Raw genomic sequence first — 16,309 nt, forward strand, 5'->3', positions numbered from 1 at the left:
GCCGCTAGCCCAGCATGTTCAGGTACTGGCGCACCACCACGGCGTTGTTGGTGCGCGTCTCTTTCGAGGCGAACACCAGCGTCACCGTTTCCCGCTTTGCGCGCTGAGCAAGCGACCTGAGCGCTTCCCGATGCTCGGTCAGCTCCTTGAGGTAGCGCGTTCGAAACGCCCCCCAGCCGAGCGAGCCGTCGTGAAACGCCTCGCGCAGCTCACGGCTGGGCGCGATCTCCTTCGGCCATTCGTCGATGTGGGCGTGCTGCTTTTTGACGCCGCGCGGCCAGAGGCCATCCACCAGCACGCGGTAGCCATCCTCTTTCTGCGGCGCATCGAAGGCGCGTTTGAGTGCGATCCTTGCCATGTTGCCTCCCTGGTAGATAAAGGTTGATTGCGTGCCTGGCGTCAGGCGGCCACCAGCGGTCTGGCCGGGCCGAAGTGCTCGAAGTGGCGGTGGCTATCATCAATGCCCAGCCCCGCCAGCGCGGTGTCCACGGCGGCCATGAAGCCCTGCGGGCCGACGAAGTAGCAGCGCGCCCTGGGCCCCGGCAGGTAGCGGGCCAGCAGGTCACGATCGATCCGGCCGATGTGCTCGACCCCTTCACCGCGTTCGAGCACGTTGACCACCGTGAGCTGCTCCGGGTAGTCGCGCTTAAGCGCTTTGACATCGTCGCCAAACGCGTGGTGGTCGCGGTCGATCGCAGCGTGCAGGTACACCACCCGGCGGCCATCAAGAAGCGCCTGGCGGGCGATGGGGAGAAGCGGCGTCTGGCCCACGCCGCCGCTGGCCAGCAGCAGCGGCTCGCTTCCTTCGATGAGCGTCAGATCGCCGGCCGGTGGCAAAAGCTCCAGGGTGTCGCCCACCGCTAACACATCGTGGAAGTGACGGCTGACGCGGCCCTGCTCCTCACGTTTGATGGAGATCCGGTAGCTACGGCCGTTGGGCAAATCGGACAGACTGTAGTGGCGATAAACCGGCTCGCCGTCGATCATCACGCGCACACCAATGTACTGGCCGGGCTCATGGGCTGCCACGGGGCCGCCATCCTCGGGCTCGAAAACGAACGACCGGATGACCGAACTCTCCTGGTGGGTGCGGGCGATTTTGAAGCGCCGCGCGCCGCGCCAGCCGCCGGGGCGGCTTTCGAACTCGCGGTAGCGCTGATCTTCCAGATCGATCAGAAGGGCGGCCAGCTCATTGTAGAGCGCGCCCCAGGCATCGGCGATCTCCGGGGTAAGCGCGTCTCCCAGCACTTCGCCGATCGCTGCCATCAGGCACTCGCCGACGATCGGGTAGTGCTCGGGCAAAATGTTCAGCGAGACGTGCTTGCTGACCACGATATCGAGTGCGGCCCGCGCCTTGGCCGGGTTGCCTCGAAGCTGAACGTAGGCGAGCACCGCGCCGGCCAGCGCCCGCGGCTGGCTGCCGTTTTGCTGATGCACCTCGTTGAATAGCACCTTGACCTCGGGGTAGCGCTCGAACATCAGCGGGTAGAACCGGCTCGTGATGGCGTTGAGATGCTCGGCAACGACGGGGGCGGTGGCGTCGATCAGCGCTTCCTGCTCGTGGCTCAACATGGGGTGCTCCTTATAAGATGTATTTAAAATATATCTTATAAGGCGTGCCAACAAAGCTCAACGCAAGACGCGCGCCGGTGCTTGATCCAGATCAAGAGCCGGTGCATTAGCGAAAGGCTGGGTTCAAACGTGGGTGGCGGGAATGCGTAGCAGCCCGGCGAGTTCCGCCGCGTGGCCGTCCAGCACATCGGCCAGGGTGTAGCGGTCGAGCACGGCGAGAAAGGCGGCGAGCGCCTCGCCCAGAATGGGTCTGAGCCGGCACGCCGGGGTAATCGTGCAGCCGTTGCCCTGTTGAAAGCACTCGACCAGGCCCATGTCCTGCTCGGTATCGCGCACCAGCGCCCCAAGCCCGATGGTGGCAGGATCCTTGGCCAGCAACAGCCCGCCGTTTTTACCGCGAATCGCGGTGACGTAGCCTTTTTGGGCCAGTTCGTGCACTACCTTCATCAAGTGATTGCGCGAGATATCGAAGGCCTCGGCGATTTCACCGATCGTCGCGCGCGCCTCACCTTTGACGGCCAGATAGATCAACACGCGAATCGAGTAATCGGTGAAGCGGGTTAGCTGCATGGTGGGTGCCTGGCGTTCGCCCCACACGGGGCATCAAGAGGGGAGGCCGTAGCCTAATCACTTACGCATGTCGGGTCAAAGCGGCGTTTCATCATTGGGTGAGGCGTCTGCGTTCGCGGGTTGGGGCGCCTGCTCGAACAGCGCCAGCTGGCGATGATCGACGGGTTTGACGCGCCCGCGCCGGGCGCTGGGGCGGCGGTGGCTGGCAAGCCGGGCCATCAGCGTTTGGCTGATCGCTTTCGCCTCCGGCGTATGGCTCATCTCGAAGATGCGCGTTTTCCACCTCTGCGCCTCAGCCTCGAACTCAAACGGAATCGGGTAGTGCTCGCCGGGCGTGAACGCGTAGCGCGTTTGCAGGCTTTCCGGCAGCGCCCAGGGTTTGGCCCGCCACTCGACGGGCAGCACGGTTAACTCCGGCACCCAGCGGGCGACGAATTCGCCGCTCGGGTCGTTGTCCTCGGCCTGCTTGATCGGGTTGTAGATGCGCAGCGTATTAAAGCCGGTGGCGCCGGACTGCATCTGAATCTGCGGGTAGTGGATGCCGGGCTCGAAATCGGTAAACAGCCGCGCCAGGTGAAGCCCGGGCTCCCGCCAGTGAAGGCCGAGGCCAAAGGTGGCAAACGAGATCAGCATCGCGCGCATGCGAAAGTTGATCCAGCCGGTATGAATCAGGCAGCGCATGCAGGCATCCACCAGCGGCACGCCGGTTTGGCCGCGCTTCCAGGCCAGCAGCTGCGGGTGCTCTGGGTCGCGTTCGCGCAGCCCCTTGAGCGCCGGGTGCAGGGTTTTATCTTCGATGCTCGGCTCGCTTTCGAGCTTTTGAATGAAGTGGCAGTGCCAGTGCAGCCGCGAGGCGAGCGCTCGCAGCGAATGCGCCCAGCGGGTTTTCTCGGCGTGCTTTTCGCGCTGGTGGCGAAGCGAGCGCACTACCTCGCGCATCGAAAGCGTGCCCCAGGCCAGATGCGGCGAAAGCCGCGAGCCGTGCACCTCGGCCCGCAAGGGCTTGGAGATCGAGCCCCGGTAGCGCTCGCCGCGCCGGGTGATGAAATCGTACCAGAGCGCACGCCCGGCGCGGCGCCCGCCTCGCTGGCGCTCGGGGCAGGGCGTGGTGTCGACACCCAGCGTGAGCGTAGGGAGTTCTTCCACCGGCCGGTGATGAAACACCTCCCAGCCGGGAGCGGGGCGGGCGCTTGCAGGCGCCTTGAAGGGCGGGGCCTGCATCAGCGCCTCCCACTGCTCCTCCCAAGCGCTTTGATCGACACGGCTTTTCAGCCCGCGCACCACGCCCACTTGGCGGTGCTCATGCCATGTTACTCCTTCAGCGCGGCACCACTCACCCACCGCCACGTCGCGCGCATAGCTCCAGGCATTGCCGGTTTCTTCATGGGAGTAGAGCGTCAGCGCCCCGTAGTGCGCCTTCAGCGCGGCGAGCAGCGCGAGCACGTCGCCTTCCCAGATACACAGCGGCAGCCCGCGCGCGCCCAGCGCTGCCTGTAAATCGACCAGCGAGTCGGCGGCGAACTGCCAGTGGCGAAGGGCGCTATCCGGCGCCTGCCACTGGCCGGGCTCGATGGCGAAGACCGGCAGCACCCAACCCGCCTCGGCGGCGAGAGTGAGCGGGGCGTGGTCGTGAACGCGCAGATCGCGCTTGAACCACACCACGTGAATACCGGCAGTAGCCATGGGTCTCCTTGGGCTATCCGTGCCCGGGTCGTAGCGTTACCATCAAGCGTTGGTCACAATCCCTCAAGGAGCAAGCCCATGTACATCGCCATGAACCGTTTTCGTATCGCCCCGGGCCGGGAAGAGGATTTTCTCGAGGTATGGCGCAACCGCGACTCGCACCTTAATGAAGTGCCCGGCTTCAAGGAGTTCAAGATGCTCCAGGGCGACAAGCAGGAGGATCACACTGTGTTTATATCGCACAGCGTTTGGGAGAGCGAGGCGGCTTTCCGCGAGTGGACGCAGTCTGAGGCGTTTCGCAAGGCGCATGCCAATGCCAAGTCGCCGGAAGGCATCTACCTAGGGCCGCCGAAGTTTGAAGGGTATGAGGTGGTGCTTTAAGGCTTGCCTTTGAAACCACGTATTTAATGCTGCCGCTTTCGAGCGGCAGTTTTGTGTTGAGCCTGCCTAAAAGGTGACGATTACAGGCCTAGGATCTATTACTGACGGATGTCATCGAATTTACGCGTGACCGAAGGTAAGTTTGTGGGTAGGGTATGATGAAATTTGGCAAAACGAGCGGTCTCGCGAAGAAGGGATATGCTGCCTGAAAAATCAGAGTGTACTTTATTTATCAATTGCTTATGGGTTTTGAGCTGGCTGCATAACCACTGTTATAACTAAAGGAGTGGCCGTGAGTAGGTGTGCATTTATATTCGGGAATGGTCTGGGGCGGTCTCTTGATAATGGCTATTTCCAGCTTTCCTCAGGGCTTTCGCATGTATGGAATAATCGAGAGGGATTTACCCAGGCCCAGAAGGATTTGGTTATTTCAGCCATCGAGGGATTGAATGCTGAAGAATATCCACAGTTCGAGGAACAGCTTGATAAATTGCAGGTTGCCATCGTTGCGGCGGGGTTCTTACGTTCATTCGAGACCGATAAAATTCAGTGGCTGAATGGCCATTCAAGAGATTTACCTGTAGCTTTTAGAAAATTCATTCACGAAGTTGCATGTTATTTCCATGATTCTGGAAAACAGCTACCAAGAGAATTTATAGATCCTCTGGCGCAATTTGTAAGGGAAACTGCATCGCATATTGGCGTTTTGAACTATGACAACCTTCTTTACGACGGGTTTGTGAAAGAAGGCATCCTAAACGGTTATCGGGATGTCCTGAATGATGGGTTTAGAGCCGCTGGGTTCAATCCTAACTTCATGGATCGACATAGAATTAGCCATCAAGCATGGTACATGCATCTCCATGGTTCACCATTGTACATTGGAAATAAAAAGTTAATGGGAGGAGCCCGAGCGGATCTTTCACCCTCTTCAAATTCGCACATCGTTCTCACTCACGTCAGACATAAACCCCTGATCATAAGCTCGTCAAATATTCTTTCAGAGTATTGGCAGCGCTTAGGAAAGGCCCTTGGAGAGTCAACGCGTTCAATTCTCGTGGGTTATTCAGGATACGATGAGCATTTAAACCAGCTCATAGAATCCAGTCTTCGAGAAAAAAATATTCAAATCCTTGAAAGGAAGGATCAGGAAACACAGGTAAGTCGAGAGCGGTTCTGGAGAGAACGATTCACAAAATGTGATGTTCGCGTCACTCGTGTCGAGAACATATTAGAGTTCGCAGCATGGCGCGACCTTTAGATTATAACCACCTGATTAACGGATCACCAACTGCGCTGTGCTCCGTTTTCGCCTATTGCCACTGGCGTTAATAAATTAAATCAAAGTGAGGTGAGAGTTTGAAACCAAAAGTATTCGTTGCGTCTTCTGTTGAAGGGCTAAATGTCGCTTACTCTATGCAAGTTAACTTGCAGCATGATGCTGATCTTACTGTTTGGAGTCAGGGTGTGTTTTCTTTATCTATTACCCCATTAGACTCTATTTCTGAAGCTTTGAATTCATCTGATTTTGGCATCTTTGTTTTTAGTCCTGATGATGAAACCATGATGCGAGGTCATATCAGTGACACTGTAAGAGATAATGTTATTTTCGAATTAGGTTTGTTTGTAGGGAAATTAGGAAAAAGACGTTGCTTTATAGTCATGCCTGATAACGTTGATCTTCGTATTCCAACAGATTTGGTGGGTGTGACTCCAGCAAAATATTCAGGAAGTAGGGATAAATCAGAAATTGCAGCTTCTTTAGGACCTGCATGCCATGAAATTCGCCAAGCGATGCAATTACAAGGTTTATGTAATCAACAAGGAACTGAAAGTCAAAAAATTCCTGCAAATGATCATGATAATTATGATGAAGATGATAAGATTGCTCTTTTAGAAGCATGGTTAATAACCGAGGCGGAAGAAGGAAAAGCGATAAAGTATATTGATATCGATAATTATCTTAAAATTGAATTAGGCTCTACTAAGAAATTATTAACCACAATTTTTAATCGTAATTCTTCTTTCAAGATCGACATTGCTGGCAGTAATGTTTTTAAATTCCATTATGATCAACAGTTTCCGTTCTAACTGATTTATCATAAGTTGTTCAAGCGGAATAAAGGGAGTTGGCCATCACTTCGCGCTCACAGTCAATCATTTTATCTGTTTAATGAAGCGTTGGGCCAAACCGAGACTTCCATGCTCTCGGCAAGGTGTTGCTGTAATCGCTGTCGGATTTTTTGCCTACGCAGCTTGGTGAGATGATGAAACGTTTCATTATCTATTAGCTTCTCTAGCGCTATAAAGAGAAAAAAAGACCGCATGCCAACTTTAGAAGCCAACTCGCACCAACCATAATATTAAAATATATTAGCAGGCATTATCACGATAAAAGATTAAGTTTTATATGAGTTACGAGTGACAAAAAATGGCGAAACCCAATAAAAAGGGCCCAACCAAAACCATCGATATCTTTTGTAAGAACTGCGGTGCTCAGCTATTCAAATATCGCAAAGGGGGTAAGGGGGCACTGGTGAAATGTTTCAAGGAACGTATTGTAGAAGACTTCACTGATTTGGCTTGTGTATGCCCTCAATGCGAAAAAGCGTTCGCACGCGAGACCCTGGTGCGCGGCACGCCAGCGTATAAGTTTATCGGTGGAAAAGTGTGGTTTAAATAACGCTCCAATCCTTGAACCTGTTGGCTCAATGGCTACTTCAAATAGGCTATCGCGTACCGCTAACACGGCGAGCGCGGTATATTAACCCGGCCATGGGGCTGCTCGTGGCGCGAGTCATCCAGTCGCAGGTCGCTTGGGTGGGAATCATTGAAAGAAAGAGGAATTGGTTTTGAAATTAGTTAAAAGCTTGCTCATGGGGCTTCTGCTGCTGGGGTGCTCATCCTTGGCAAGCGCGTCGGATTACTACGTCGATATCACCAACGATACCGGCTACACCATTTTGTACATGTACGTCAGCCCGGCCAAAGCCGAGACCTGGGAGGAAGACGTGCTGGGTAGTAATGTATTTCGAGACGGTGAGACCCAGCGTGTGACACTAACCAACTACGAAAGCCCCCTATTCGATATTCGCCTGGTGGATGAAGACAAAGACAGCTACACCTTCTGGGATGTGGATGTCTCGCAGCGCGATATCGTAGTCACGCTGAGTGATCTGGATTAAAGCAGCGTCGCGGCGTGATGATCGCGTCGCCTTGAGCGGTTAGCGCGAATATTCATCCAGAGTATTTATTCCTGCGCAAAGCTCAGCCGCTGTCGCCACGTTAAAACGGCTTGCCTTTTCTTTAGAAGGCAAGCCGTTTTTATATAATGCAAAGCGTAGCGGTCTTGAGTAGTTCAGGTTTTTTATCGACCTTTTCGATTACAGGGTGGAGCGTGGGCAATATGGCGCGCTTTCAGTGACCTTCTCACTATTAAACTTTCGGTAGCACGTTATATCTTGGCGCCGCCTTCTCCAGCCTCCCTGTAAGCGTTCACTATGGTTGGTGTTCAGATTGAGCGCGGCACCAAACTCGGCAATACACGCTCCAATACCCGCGCCACCTGCAACACCTTCAAATCCTGATACTTCCCCGCCACAAGATGCAGCCCCACCGGCAGCCCGTGGTCATCCAGCCCGCAGGGGAGTGAAGCAGCGGGCTGCTGAGTGAGGTTGAAGGGGTAGCTGAAGGGCGTCCAGTCCATCCAGTCCTGGTAGGGGCCATGCGGCGGTACGTTGTGGCCCGCCTCGAACGGCGCAATCGGCATCGTGGGCGTGACGAGTAGATCGAATCGTTCGTGAAACGCGGCCATGTGGGCGGTCAGTTCGCTGCGCTTGCGCCGGGCGGCCAGGTACGCCGAGAGCGAGACATCCTGGCCGCGCCGGGCGATGTCGAGAAAGCCGGGGTCCAGCGCTGCCTGCTGTTCGTCATCCAGCTTCTCCAGCGCTTGGGTGGCGCCGGCGAACCAGAGGGTATTGAAGGTGTCGAGCGGGTTGGCAAAGCCCGGGTCGATGCGCTCGACCGTGGCGCCCAGCGCTTCCAGGTGCGCCACGGCTTCCTCTACCTTACGGGCGATATCCGGCGCCACGTTCACGTAGCCCAGGTTCGCGCTGAAGGCGATGCGGTAGCCGGTCAAGTCCGCGGGCGGCGGGGCAAGCCAGTCCGGCCCCTGCGGGTTGCCCGCGTAGCCGTCCCGGGCGTCGGGCTTTGCCATCACGCTGAGCATCAGCGCGGCGTCGGCGGCGGTGCGTGTCATGGGGCCCAGGTGGGAAAGCGTGCTCATGGCGCTGGCGGGCCACTGGGGTACCCAGCCAAACGTCGGTTTGATGCCGAAGGTGCCGGTGAAGCTCGCCGGAATGCGAATCGAGCCGCCGGCATCGCTGCCCTGGTGCAGAAGCCCCAGGTTCAGCGCCGCCGCGGCCCCCGCGCCGCCGGAGGAGCCGCCGGGCGTCAGCCGGGTATCCCAGGGGTTGCGGGTAATGCCGTGCAGCGGGTTATCGGTCACGCCTTTCCAACCGAACTCCGGCGAGGTGGTCTTGCCGATGATGATCGCGCCGGCCTCACACAGGTGGCGGCTGATCGGCGCGTCCACCTCCCAAGGGCCATCCGGCGAGGTGGTGGTCGAGCCCATGCGCGTGGGAAGCCCGCGGGTCAGGGTCAAATCCTTGATCGTCACCGGTACGCCATCCAGTGGGCCGCAGGGCGTGCCCTGTTGCCAGCGCCGGTGGGAAGCCTGGGCGAGCTCCTGTGCTTGCGCCGAGTTGACGACGCTGAAGGCGTTGACGCGCGGGTTGTGGCGCTCGATGCGTGCCAGACAATCCTCGACCAGCGCTTCGGGGCTGAGTGAGCCCTGCTCGAAGCGTGCAAGCGCTTCGACGGCGGTCAGAGTCTCGAAGGTATCGGCAGAAGGGCTGGCCATCAAGCGTCTCCCTTGACCGTACCCGCCGCGTCCAGTACCGCGTGGAGCAGTACGTTGGCGCCAGCGTGAACGTGTTCCGGCGTGGCGCTTTCGGCCTCGTTGTGGCTGATGCCGTCCTTGCAAGGAATGAAGATCATCGCCGCCGGTACCACGCGCCCGAGAAAGATGGCGTCGTGGCCCGCGCCGCTGATGATCTCTTCGTGAGAAAGCCCCAGTGCCTCGGCGCCTTTGCGAACCTGCTCCACGCAGGTTTTATCGAAGTACTCCGGCGCGAAGGTGGCGGTGGGGGTAAGCTTCCACTCGAGGCCGTGGCGCTCGCTGATCTCTTCGACCGCCCCGGCCACCTCGCGGCTCATCGCCTCCAGCGCTTCCGGCTCCCAGTGGCGCATGTCCAGAGTCATCTTCACTTGGCCGGGAATCACGTTGCGTGAGCCCGGATGAAGCGCCATGTAGCCCACCGTGCCGCGGCCGTGGGGCGCATGGTTGTGGGCGATGCGGTTGAGCGCGTGGGTGACTTCCGCCGCGCCCATCATGGCGTCGCGGCGCAGGTGCATGGGCGTGGGGCCGGCGTGGGCCTCGAGCCCGGTCAGCGTCAAATCGAACCACTTCTGGCCCAGCGCGCCGATCACCACACCGATGGTGGTGGCGTTTTCCTCCAGAATGGGGCCCTGCTCGATGTGCGGCTCAAAGTACGCTGCTATTTCGTCCGGCGATACTTCATCGCTGCCGCGGTAGTCGATGGCGTCGAGCGCCTCGCCCGCGGTCACGCCATCGTGGTCGGCTCGGGCCATCATCTCGTCGAAATCGAGCTCGCCGGTAAATACGCCGGAGCCCATCATGCAGGGAGCGAAGCGACAGCCTTCTTCGTTGGTCCAGGCGACGATCTCCACCGGCGCTTGGGTCTGGATGTGGTGCTGGTTGAGCGTACGCAGCACCTCGAGACTCGCTAGCACGCCGAAGGCACCGTCGTACTTGCCGCCGGTGGGCTGGCTGTCCAGGTGGCTACCGGCCATGACGGTTTTTGCGTCAGGGTCGCGGCCTTCTCGGCGGGCGAAGATGTTGCCGACCCGGTCAATGCGGATCGAGCAGCCTTCCGCTTTGCACCACTCGATGAAAAGGTCGCGGCCCTGGCGGTCCAAATCGGTCAGCGCTTGGCGGTTGACGCCGCCCTTGGCCGTGGCGCCGAGCTTCGCCATCTCCATCATCGAATTCCAGAGACGGTCGCTGTCGGTCGTCATTGCGTCATGGGTTTGTTGAGTTGTCATTGTTGGCTACCTCGCGGGTGAGAGTCGGTGGAATGGTCTATCGCCAGGTCGTGCAATCGTGAGCGCTGCATCGGGTCCATGTGCAGGCCGGCGGCGAGCATTTGCTCGGCCATTTCGGCTTCCAGCGCGCTCATGTGGTGTTCGGCGTCCGCCATGTGCTCGGTCATCAGCTGGCGCACCTGTCGCGTATCCTCGATGCGGTAGGCCTCAAGCAGCCGGCGGTGGTAGTCGTGGTTGGCCTGGTCGAACTGCGTGCGCTCGGGGATATAGGCCTTCTTGATCACCACTAGGTCGCGCAGCATGTCGTTGAGAAACCGACATATGAAAGCGAGCAGCGGGTTGGGGCACACGTCGGCCAGGATCTGATGAAACTCCAGTTCCAGAAAACGCTGTTGGCGATGGTCCTCTTCGTGGTCGCAGCCGCCGCAGGCGGCCATATTCGCTTCCAGGCGCTCGAAGTCTTCAGGCGTCAAGCGCCCGACCACCGAGGCGGCAAGCTCTACCTCGAGCAGTTTGCGCAGTTGATAGACTTGGCGTCCGTCCAGCTTCTGAAAGTGCAGGAAGCTTCGCAGCAGGCGGCTGGCGGGCTCCATGCCCGGCTGATTGATCACTGCGCCGCCCTTCGGGCCGGTTTTGAGCGTGATCAGCCCCTCGACTTCGAGGATCTTGAGCGCCTCGCGGATCGTGCCCTTGGCGCTTTCATAAAGCGCCATCAGGGCCTTCTCGTTGGGCAGGCGGTCGCCTGCCTCGAGCCCTTCGGCGGCGATCCAGCGCTTGATGTCCTCGCTGATCAGCTCGGCAAGCTTGGGCCGCCGCGTTCCGGGCTTGAAGCCGTTGGCCATAGTCATAGGCCTCGGTGGCCCGCGGTTTCGCCAACGGCGGGCGTGTCGGTTGCGCGCTCAGGGTGGTACTCGGCGTCGTACTCGCCGCGGGCACGCTCGAAGCGCTCCACCACGTCACGGTCACGCCGCGCAAGCGCCATGCTCAAGCCCATTAAAAGCGCCACGTTGAGCAAAAGCCCCCAGACGCCAGCGTGAAAGCCAAAGGGCGCGGCCAGCGGCCCGAAAGTCATCAGCAGCACGCAGGCCACGCCGCCGAGCAGGCCGACCAGCGCAGCGGTGGGGTGAGCCCTTTTCCAAGTGATCGCGCCGACGGTGGGGACGATGAGCTGGGCGGTGCCGGCCAGGGCCGCAATGCCGATGGTCACCAGCACGCCGGGCACCGCCAGCGCCATGATGTAGGCCGCCAATGAAAACCCGACCAGCGAGTAGCGCCCGATGGTTACGATGCGCGCTTGGCTCGCGTCGCGGTTCACGTAGCGCTTGTAGATATCCATGGTAACGATGGTCGAGACCGCGTGGATCTGCGAATTGGCGGTCGACATCGCCGCCGAGGCGCCGGCGGCCATGATCAGCGAGGCGAGCAGGTAAGGCGCGTACTCCATCAGCATGATGGGCAGAATCTGGTCCGGGTTATCCACACCCGGCTCCAGCAACACGCCGGAATAACCCGACAGTACCGAGCCCACGTAGGCGAATGCGGCCAGTCCCAGCAGAAATGGCATCAGGTTGAAGAGCTTGCCGTGCTTGACCGAATACATGCGCAGCCAGATCTGCGGGCCCATGAAGGCACCGATGGCGGTGACCACGAAAAGTGAGAACCACATCGGGTAGCCCATGGTGCCGTTGGGCCCCGGCAGAGTCAGGTGCTCTGGTGAGCTTTGCTGCAGCTGGCTGAACAGTGCGACCGGGCCGCCTACCTGGGTCGAGATGTAGTAACCCGCGTACATCATGCCGAAGAAGAGCAGGGCACCGTAAATGACATCGGTCCAGGCGATGGCACGAATACCGCCAATCCACACGTAGATAATAATAATGAAATAGAACAGCAGCGCCGCAAGCCAGAAAGGAATCAGCCCATTGGAGGCCACTTCGATGAGGTAAGCACCACCGGTCAACTGAATTTGCAGATAGGGCACAGTGAAGATCAGCGTAATAGCCGCCACGGTGAGGCGAAGCGCTTCGCTGTTGTAGAAGTCGCCCATCAGATCCGACGGGGTCAGATAGTCAAAGCGTTTACCCAGAAACCAGACCCGCTTGCCGATCCAGTAGTACATGAACCCGAACAAGAGATTCCAGGCAAGCGCGGTCAGAAAGACCGGCCCGTTGGTGTAGAAAGTGGCGTTGGAGCCGAGAAACGCAAACGCGCTCCACCAGGTGGCCGCCACGGTGAAGAAGACCGCGATGCTGCCCATCGCGCGTCCTTGCACGAAGAAGTCCTCGCTGGTGGCCTGGGACTGCCGTGCCGATACGACGCCCACGATCAAGGGGATGATCATGAACGCGGCGATGATCAATAGGCTGCCGCTCATGATTTCTCTCCCGCTGGCTCTTTTGGCTGGTTAAGTGGCGCAGATGCACTTCCCCAGTTAGTGAAGTAAGCCGCCAAAAACAGGGCGGTCAGCACGAACCACCAAAAGAGATTCCATGCGAGCAGAAAGGGGACCCCCATAATTAAGGGTTCGATTTGGTTTGCCAGTAAAATGAGGGGACTTTCCAGCATGACGAAGCTGATGATTATACCGGCGTAGAGCACCAACTTGGGGCGGGGTAGGTTTTTCATAAGTCACTCGGCTCGTTGATTTATGTTTGAAAGTGCGAGCTTTTTTAATCCACAAGCAGGTGTTGAAACTTCGAGGAAGTTATCACCACGAACTTGCTGAAGGGCGTGTCACAATTTTTATATTTATTCGTATAAATATTATCTTTAGGGCGTTTAAGGGCCAGGGTCAAGGCCGTCCAGGATTAAAGAACCCCTATTTACGTATAAATTAACTAACGTGAACTAAAGAAAAATGGTGTTTTATTGACGTAGCGGGCAGCGCATTCTGATTGGGTATCCAACACTTTGGAGCCTGAATCATGACGGATCTTTCGACCGGCGCTTCGCCGCTGAGCGCGGAGGCTGAGAGCCCGAGCGCCAAGCTCAACCACCACTACTGGATGCCCTACAGCGGCAACCGCGATTTTCGCGCGAACCCGCGGGTCATCACCGGGGCCGAGGGGCGCTATTACATCGACGACCAGGGCCGCAAGCTTTTCGATTCGCTCTCCGGGCTCTGGACCTGCGGCGCCGGGCACAACCGCGAGGAGATCCAGAAGGCGGTTTCAAAACAGCTCGGCACGCTCGATTTCGCGCCGGGCTTTCAGATCGGCCACCCCCTGGCCTTCGAACTCGCCGAGAAGATCGCAAGCCTCACGCCCCAGGGGCTCGATCATGTGTTTTTCACCAACTCCGGGTCGGACGCGGCGGACACCTCGATCAAGATGGCCAAGGCCTACTGGCGCTTGAAAGGCAGGCCCGAGAAGACGCGCCTGATCGGCCGCGCCAAGGGGTATCACGGCGTCAATATCGGCGGCACGAGCCTGGGCGGCATCGGCGGTAACCGTAAGCACTACGGGCAGTTGATGGACGTGACCCATTTGCCGCACACGCTGCAGGCAGGGCACGCGTTTACTCGCGGCCAGGCGGAGACCGGCGCTGAGCTTGCCGACGCGCTGCTCGACCAGATCGCCCTGCACGACGCTTCGAACATTGCTGCGGTAATCGTCGAGCCGATGTCCGGCTCCGCCGGCGTCATCGTGCCGCCAAAAGGGTACCTGGACCGGCTCCGCCAGATTTGCACCGAGCACGATATCCTCTTGATCTTCGATGAAGTAATCACCGCCTTCGGGCGCAGCGGCGCGCGTACCGGCGCCGAGGCGTTTGGCGTCACGCCGGACATCATGAACGTGGCCAAGCAGGTGACCAACGGCGCGGTGCCCATGGGGGCGGTGATCGCAAGCAGCGAGATCTTCGATACCTTCATGCACGGCGGTGGCCCGGCTCATGCCATCGAGTTCCCTCACGGCTACACCTACAGTGCCCACCCGGTAGCCTGCGCGGCGGGGCTGGCCTCGCTCGAAATGCTCGAGCGCGAGGACTTCCCCGCTCAGGTGCGCGGAATCGCCGCTGCCTTCGAGGAAAAACTGCACGCGCTGAAGGGCCGGCCTCATGTGGTGGATATTCGCAACTACGGGCTCGCCGGGGCCATTCAGCTCGCCCCACGCGCGGGCGACCCGACCATTCGCCCGCGCGACGCCCACCTGGCGCTGTGGGAGGCGGGCTTCTACGTACGCTTTGGCGGCGACACGCTGCAGTTCGGTCCGCCTTTCGGCACCACCGAGGCCGAACTCGAGCGGCTCTTTGACGCCGTCGCCACCACCCTGGACGCTCTGGCTTAACCAATTGGAGAACACACGATGGATCTAGTGGCCCACCTGATCAACGGCGAATCCGTTCAAAGCGCGACGACGCTCGACGTCACCAACCCCTCCACCGGCGAGGTGATTCGCCAAGTAGCGGAGGGTCGCCGCGAGGACGTCGAGCGCGCCATTGCCGCCGCCCAGGCGGCGTTTCCCGCCTGGCGCGATACGCCGCCGGCCAAGCGCGCCCAGGTCATGTACCGCTTCAAGCAGCTTCTGGAAGACGATGCCGAGCGCTTGGTGAGGCTTGTCAGCGAGGAGCACGGCAAGACGCCGGAAGACGCGCTGGGCGAGCTCAAGCGCGGCATCGAGAACGTCGAGTACGCCTGCGGCGTGCCGGAGCTTCTGAAGGGCGAGTACTCCCACAACGTGGGCCCGGGGATCGATGCGTGGTCGAACTTTCAGCCGCTCGGCGTGGTGGCGGGTATTACGCCGTTCAACTTCCCCGCCATGGTGCCGCTGTGGATGTATCCCATGGCGATCGCCTGCGGTAATACCTTCGTGCTCAAGCCGTCGGAAAAGGACCCGAGCGCGGCGCACGCCGTGGCGGCGCTGCTGAAGGAGGCTGGGCTTCCGGACGGCGTGATGAACGTGGTGCACGGCGGGCGCGAAGCGGTCGAAACGCTGCTCGACGCCAAGGCGGTCAAGGCGATCTCGTTTGTAGGCTCCACCCCCGTGGCCGAAGCAATCTACAGCCGCGGCACGGCGAACGGCAAGCGCGTCCAGGCACTGGGCGGGGCCAAGAACCACGCGGTAGTGTTGCCGGATGCGGACCTTGAAAACGCCGCCAACACGCTGATGGGCGCGGCGTTTGGTAGCTGCGGCGAGCGCTGCATGGCGATCTCGGTGGCGGTGTGCGTGGGCGATGAAACCGCCGACCGGCTGGTCGAGACGATGCTGCCCAAGATTCGTGATCTCAAGGTCGGCCCCGGCACCGATAAGGGCCTGGACATGGGCCCGCTGGTCACCGCCGAGCACCGTGACAAGGTGCTGAGCTACATCGCAGACGGCGTCAACGCCGGCGCCCGGCTTACCGCCGACGGTCGCGAGCTGTCAGTAAAAGGCCATGAAAACGGCTACTTCGTCGATGGCTGCCTGTTCGATCATGTCACCGCCGATATGCGCATCTACCGGGAAGAGATCTTCGGCCCGGTGCTGTGCGTGGTGCGCGTGGGAAGCCTGGACGATGCCATGGCGCTGATCAACGACCACGAGTACGGCAACGGCACGTGCCTGTTCACCCGCGACGGCGAGGCCGCCCGGCGCTTCACCGACGGCATCGAGGTCGGCATGGTCGGTGTCAACGTGCCGCTGCCGGTACCGGTGGCCTACCACAGCTTCGGCGGCTGGAAGCGCTCGCTGTTCGGCGACCTGCACGCCTATGGGCCGGATTCCGTGCGCTTCTACACCCGGCGCAAGGCGGTTTCCCAACGCTGGCCCTCGGTGTCCGAGGCGACCCGCGCCGAGTTCTCCTTCCCCGCCAACCAGAGTTGACGTCCTCCTCCAACCAGGACATCGTCTCAGCACCGCCTTCGGGCGGTGCTTTTTTTGGCCGTGTTAAAGCGCACCGAGCGCAAAACCATAGGTCATTAACGAAAATTCTAGCCAGTACA

16 protein-coding genes are annotated in these 16,309 nt (G+C 59.5%); 7 read left to right on the forward strand and 9 right to left on the reverse strand.

What is annotated here, in order from left to right:
• Positions 1-4: 4 nt before the first annotated feature.
• The 4 genes from OCT39_RS01650 to OCT39_RS01665 form a co-directional block, all read right to left on the reverse strand.
• On the reverse strand, positions 5-358 hold the full coding sequence (locus OCT39_RS01650) for a DUF488 domain-containing protein (protein WP_263585970.1): 354 nt from the start codon (positions 356-358) through the stop codon (positions 5-7).
• A gap of 41 nt (positions 359-399) precedes the next feature.
• Entirely contained in the window at positions 400-1,572 is a 1,173-nt protein-coding gene (locus OCT39_RS01655) for a globin domain-containing protein (protein WP_263585971.1), read from the reverse strand.
• Between the two features lie 123 nt (positions 1,573-1,695).
• Positions 1,696-2,142 (reverse strand): Rrf2 family transcriptional regulator, encoded by a 447-nt coding sequence (locus OCT39_RS01660; protein WP_263585972.1) that lies wholly within the window; start codon positions 2,140-2,142, stop codon positions 1,696-1,698.
• A 75-nt stretch (positions 2,143-2,217) separates the two neighbouring features.
• Positions 2,218-3,825 (reverse strand): cryptochrome/deoxyribodipyrimidine photo-lyase family protein, encoded by a 1,608-nt coding sequence (locus OCT39_RS01665; RefSeq protein WP_263585973.1) that lies wholly within the window; start codon positions 3,823-3,825, stop codon positions 2,218-2,220.
• A gap of 78 nt (positions 3,826-3,903) precedes the next feature.
• Between OCT39_RS01665 and OCT39_RS01670 the strand changes: the two genes are divergently transcribed.
• From OCT39_RS01670 to OCT39_RS01690, 5 genes are all read left to right on the forward strand, one after another.
• Positions 3,904-4,206, forward strand: a complete 303-nt coding sequence (locus OCT39_RS01670; protein WP_263585974.1) for an antibiotic biosynthesis monooxygenase family protein — start codon at positions 3,904-3,906, stop codon at positions 4,204-4,206.
• A gap of 292 nt (positions 4,207-4,498) precedes the next feature.
• Positions 4,499-5,467, forward strand: coding sequence for an SIR2 family protein (locus OCT39_RS01675; RefSeq protein WP_263585975.1), 969 nt, complete (start codon positions 4,499-4,501; stop codon positions 5,465-5,467).
• Between the two features lie 98 nt (positions 5,468-5,565).
• Positions 5,566-6,297 carry a nucleotide-binding protein gene (locus tag OCT39_RS01680; protein WP_263585976.1) on the forward strand — a complete coding sequence of 244 codons (732 nt, stop codon included), beginning with the start codon at positions 5,566-5,568 and terminating at the stop codon, positions 6,295-6,297.
• A 340-nt stretch (positions 6,298-6,637) separates the two neighbouring features.
• Complete coding sequence (locus OCT39_RS01685) at positions 6,638-6,889, forward strand: hypothetical protein (protein WP_263585977.1); 252 nt, start codon at positions 6,638-6,640, stop codon at positions 6,887-6,889.
• A 169-nt stretch (positions 6,890-7,058) separates the two neighbouring features.
• Complete coding sequence (locus OCT39_RS01690; protein WP_318152972.1) at positions 7,059-7,391, forward strand: hypothetical protein; 333 nt, start codon at positions 7,059-7,061, stop codon at positions 7,389-7,391.
• A 326-nt stretch (positions 7,392-7,717) separates the two neighbouring features.
• On the opposite strand, the gene OCT39_RS01695 is transcribed toward OCT39_RS01690, so the two are convergent.
• From OCT39_RS01695 to OCT39_RS01715, 5 genes are read right to left on the reverse strand one after another with little or no spacing between them, the layout of a single operon-like run.
• On the reverse strand, positions 7,718-9,127 hold the full coding sequence (locus OCT39_RS01695; RefSeq protein ID WP_263585978.1) for an amidase: 1,410 nt from the start codon (positions 9,125-9,127) through the stop codon (positions 7,718-7,720).
• The gene (locus tag OCT39_RS01700) at positions 9,127-10,392 is read right to left on the reverse strand and encodes a Zn-dependent hydrolase (RefSeq protein ID WP_263585979.1); all 1,266 of its coding nucleotides are present in this window, start codon (positions 10,390-10,392) and stop codon (positions 9,127-9,129) included. Before OCT39_RS01700 ends, OCT39_RS01695 begins: the two co-directional genes overlap by 1 nt.
• Entirely contained in the window at positions 10,389-11,240 is an 852-nt protein-coding gene (locus OCT39_RS01705; RefSeq protein ID WP_263585980.1) for a FadR/GntR family transcriptional regulator, read from the reverse strand. Before OCT39_RS01705 ends, OCT39_RS01700 begins: the two co-directional genes overlap by 4 nt.
• Positions 11,237-12,763 carry a sodium:solute symporter family protein gene (locus tag OCT39_RS01710; protein ID WP_263585981.1) on the reverse strand — a complete coding sequence of 509 codons (1,527 nt, stop codon included), beginning with the start codon at positions 12,761-12,763 and terminating at the stop codon, positions 11,237-11,239. Before OCT39_RS01710 ends, OCT39_RS01705 begins: the two co-directional genes overlap by 4 nt.
• Entirely contained in the window at positions 12,760-13,014 is a 255-nt protein-coding gene (locus tag OCT39_RS01715; RefSeq protein WP_263585982.1) for a hypothetical protein, read from the reverse strand. The genes OCT39_RS01710 and OCT39_RS01715 overlap by 4 nt, the downstream gene beginning before the upstream one ends.
• Before the next feature lie 299 nt (positions 13,015-13,313).
• Here OCT39_RS01715 and OCT39_RS01720 point away from each other — a divergent pair, with 299 nt between their 5' ends.
• Positions 13,314-14,675: an aspartate aminotransferase family protein gene (locus OCT39_RS01720; RefSeq protein ID WP_263585983.1), complete on the forward strand. Its 1,362-nt coding sequence runs from the start codon at positions 13,314-13,316 to the stop codon at positions 14,673-14,675.
• 18 nt (positions 14,676-14,693) lie between these two features.
• Complete coding sequence (locus tag OCT39_RS01725; RefSeq protein ID WP_263585984.1) at positions 14,694-16,190, forward strand: CoA-acylating methylmalonate-semialdehyde dehydrogenase; 1,497 nt, start codon at positions 14,694-14,696, stop codon at positions 16,188-16,190.
• Positions 16,191-16,309: the final 119 nt, after the last annotated feature.

Source organism: Halomonas sp. GD1P12 (assembly GCF_025725645.1).
Taxonomy (GTDB): domain Bacteria; phylum Pseudomonadota; class Gammaproteobacteria; order Pseudomonadales; family Halomonadaceae; genus Vreelandella.

What these genes read in the sequence shown, in the direction of transcription:
- OCT39_RS01650 (WP_263585970.1), bottom strand. Translation starts at nt 358, where the DNA reads ATGGCAAGGATCGCACTCAAACGCGCCTTCGATGCGCCGCAGAAAGAG.
- OCT39_RS01655 (WP_263585971.1), bottom strand. Translation starts at nt 1,572, where the DNA reads ATGTTGAGCCACGAGCAGGAAGCGCTGATCGACGCCACCGCCCCCGTC.
- OCT39_RS01660 (WP_263585972.1), bottom strand. Translation starts at nt 2,142, where the DNA reads ATGCAGCTAACCCGCTTCACCGATTACTCGATTCGCGTGTTGATCTAT.
- OCT39_RS01665 (WP_263585973.1), bottom strand. Translation starts at nt 3,825, where the DNA reads ATGGCTACTGCCGGTATTCACGTGGTGTGGTTCAAGCGCGATCTGCGC.
- OCT39_RS01670 (WP_263585974.1), top strand. Translation starts at nt 3,904, where the DNA reads ATGTACATCGCCATGAACCGTTTTCGTATCGCCCCGGGCCGGGAAGAG.
- OCT39_RS01685 (WP_263585977.1), top strand. Translation starts at nt 6,638, where the DNA reads ATGGCGAAACCCAATAAAAAGGGCCCAACCAAAACCATCGATATCTTT.
- OCT39_RS01695 (WP_263585978.1), bottom strand. Translation starts at nt 9,127, where the DNA reads ATGGCCAGCCCTTCTGCCGATACCTTCGAGACTCTGACCGCCGTCGAA.
- OCT39_RS01700 (WP_263585979.1), bottom strand. Translation starts at nt 10,392, where the DNA reads ATGACAACTCAACAAACCCATGACGCAATGACGACCGACAGCGACCGT.
- OCT39_RS01705 (WP_263585980.1), bottom strand. Translation starts at nt 11,240, where the DNA reads ATGACTATGGCCAACGGCTTCAAGCCCGGAACGCGGCGGCCCAAGCTT.
- OCT39_RS01710 (WP_263585981.1), bottom strand. Translation starts at nt 12,763, where the DNA reads ATGAGCGGCAGCCTATTGATCATCGCCGCGTTCATGATCATCCCCTTG.
- OCT39_RS01715 (WP_263585982.1), bottom strand. Translation starts at nt 13,014, where the DNA reads ATGAAAAACCTACCCCGCCCCAAGTTGGTGCTCTACGCCGGTATAATC.
- OCT39_RS01720 (WP_263585983.1), top strand. Translation starts at nt 13,314, where the DNA reads ATGACGGATCTTTCGACCGGCGCTTCGCCGCTGAGCGCGGAGGCTGAG.
- OCT39_RS01725 (WP_263585984.1), top strand. Translation starts at nt 14,694, where the DNA reads ATGGATCTAGTGGCCCACCTGATCAACGGCGAATCCGTTCAAAGCGCG.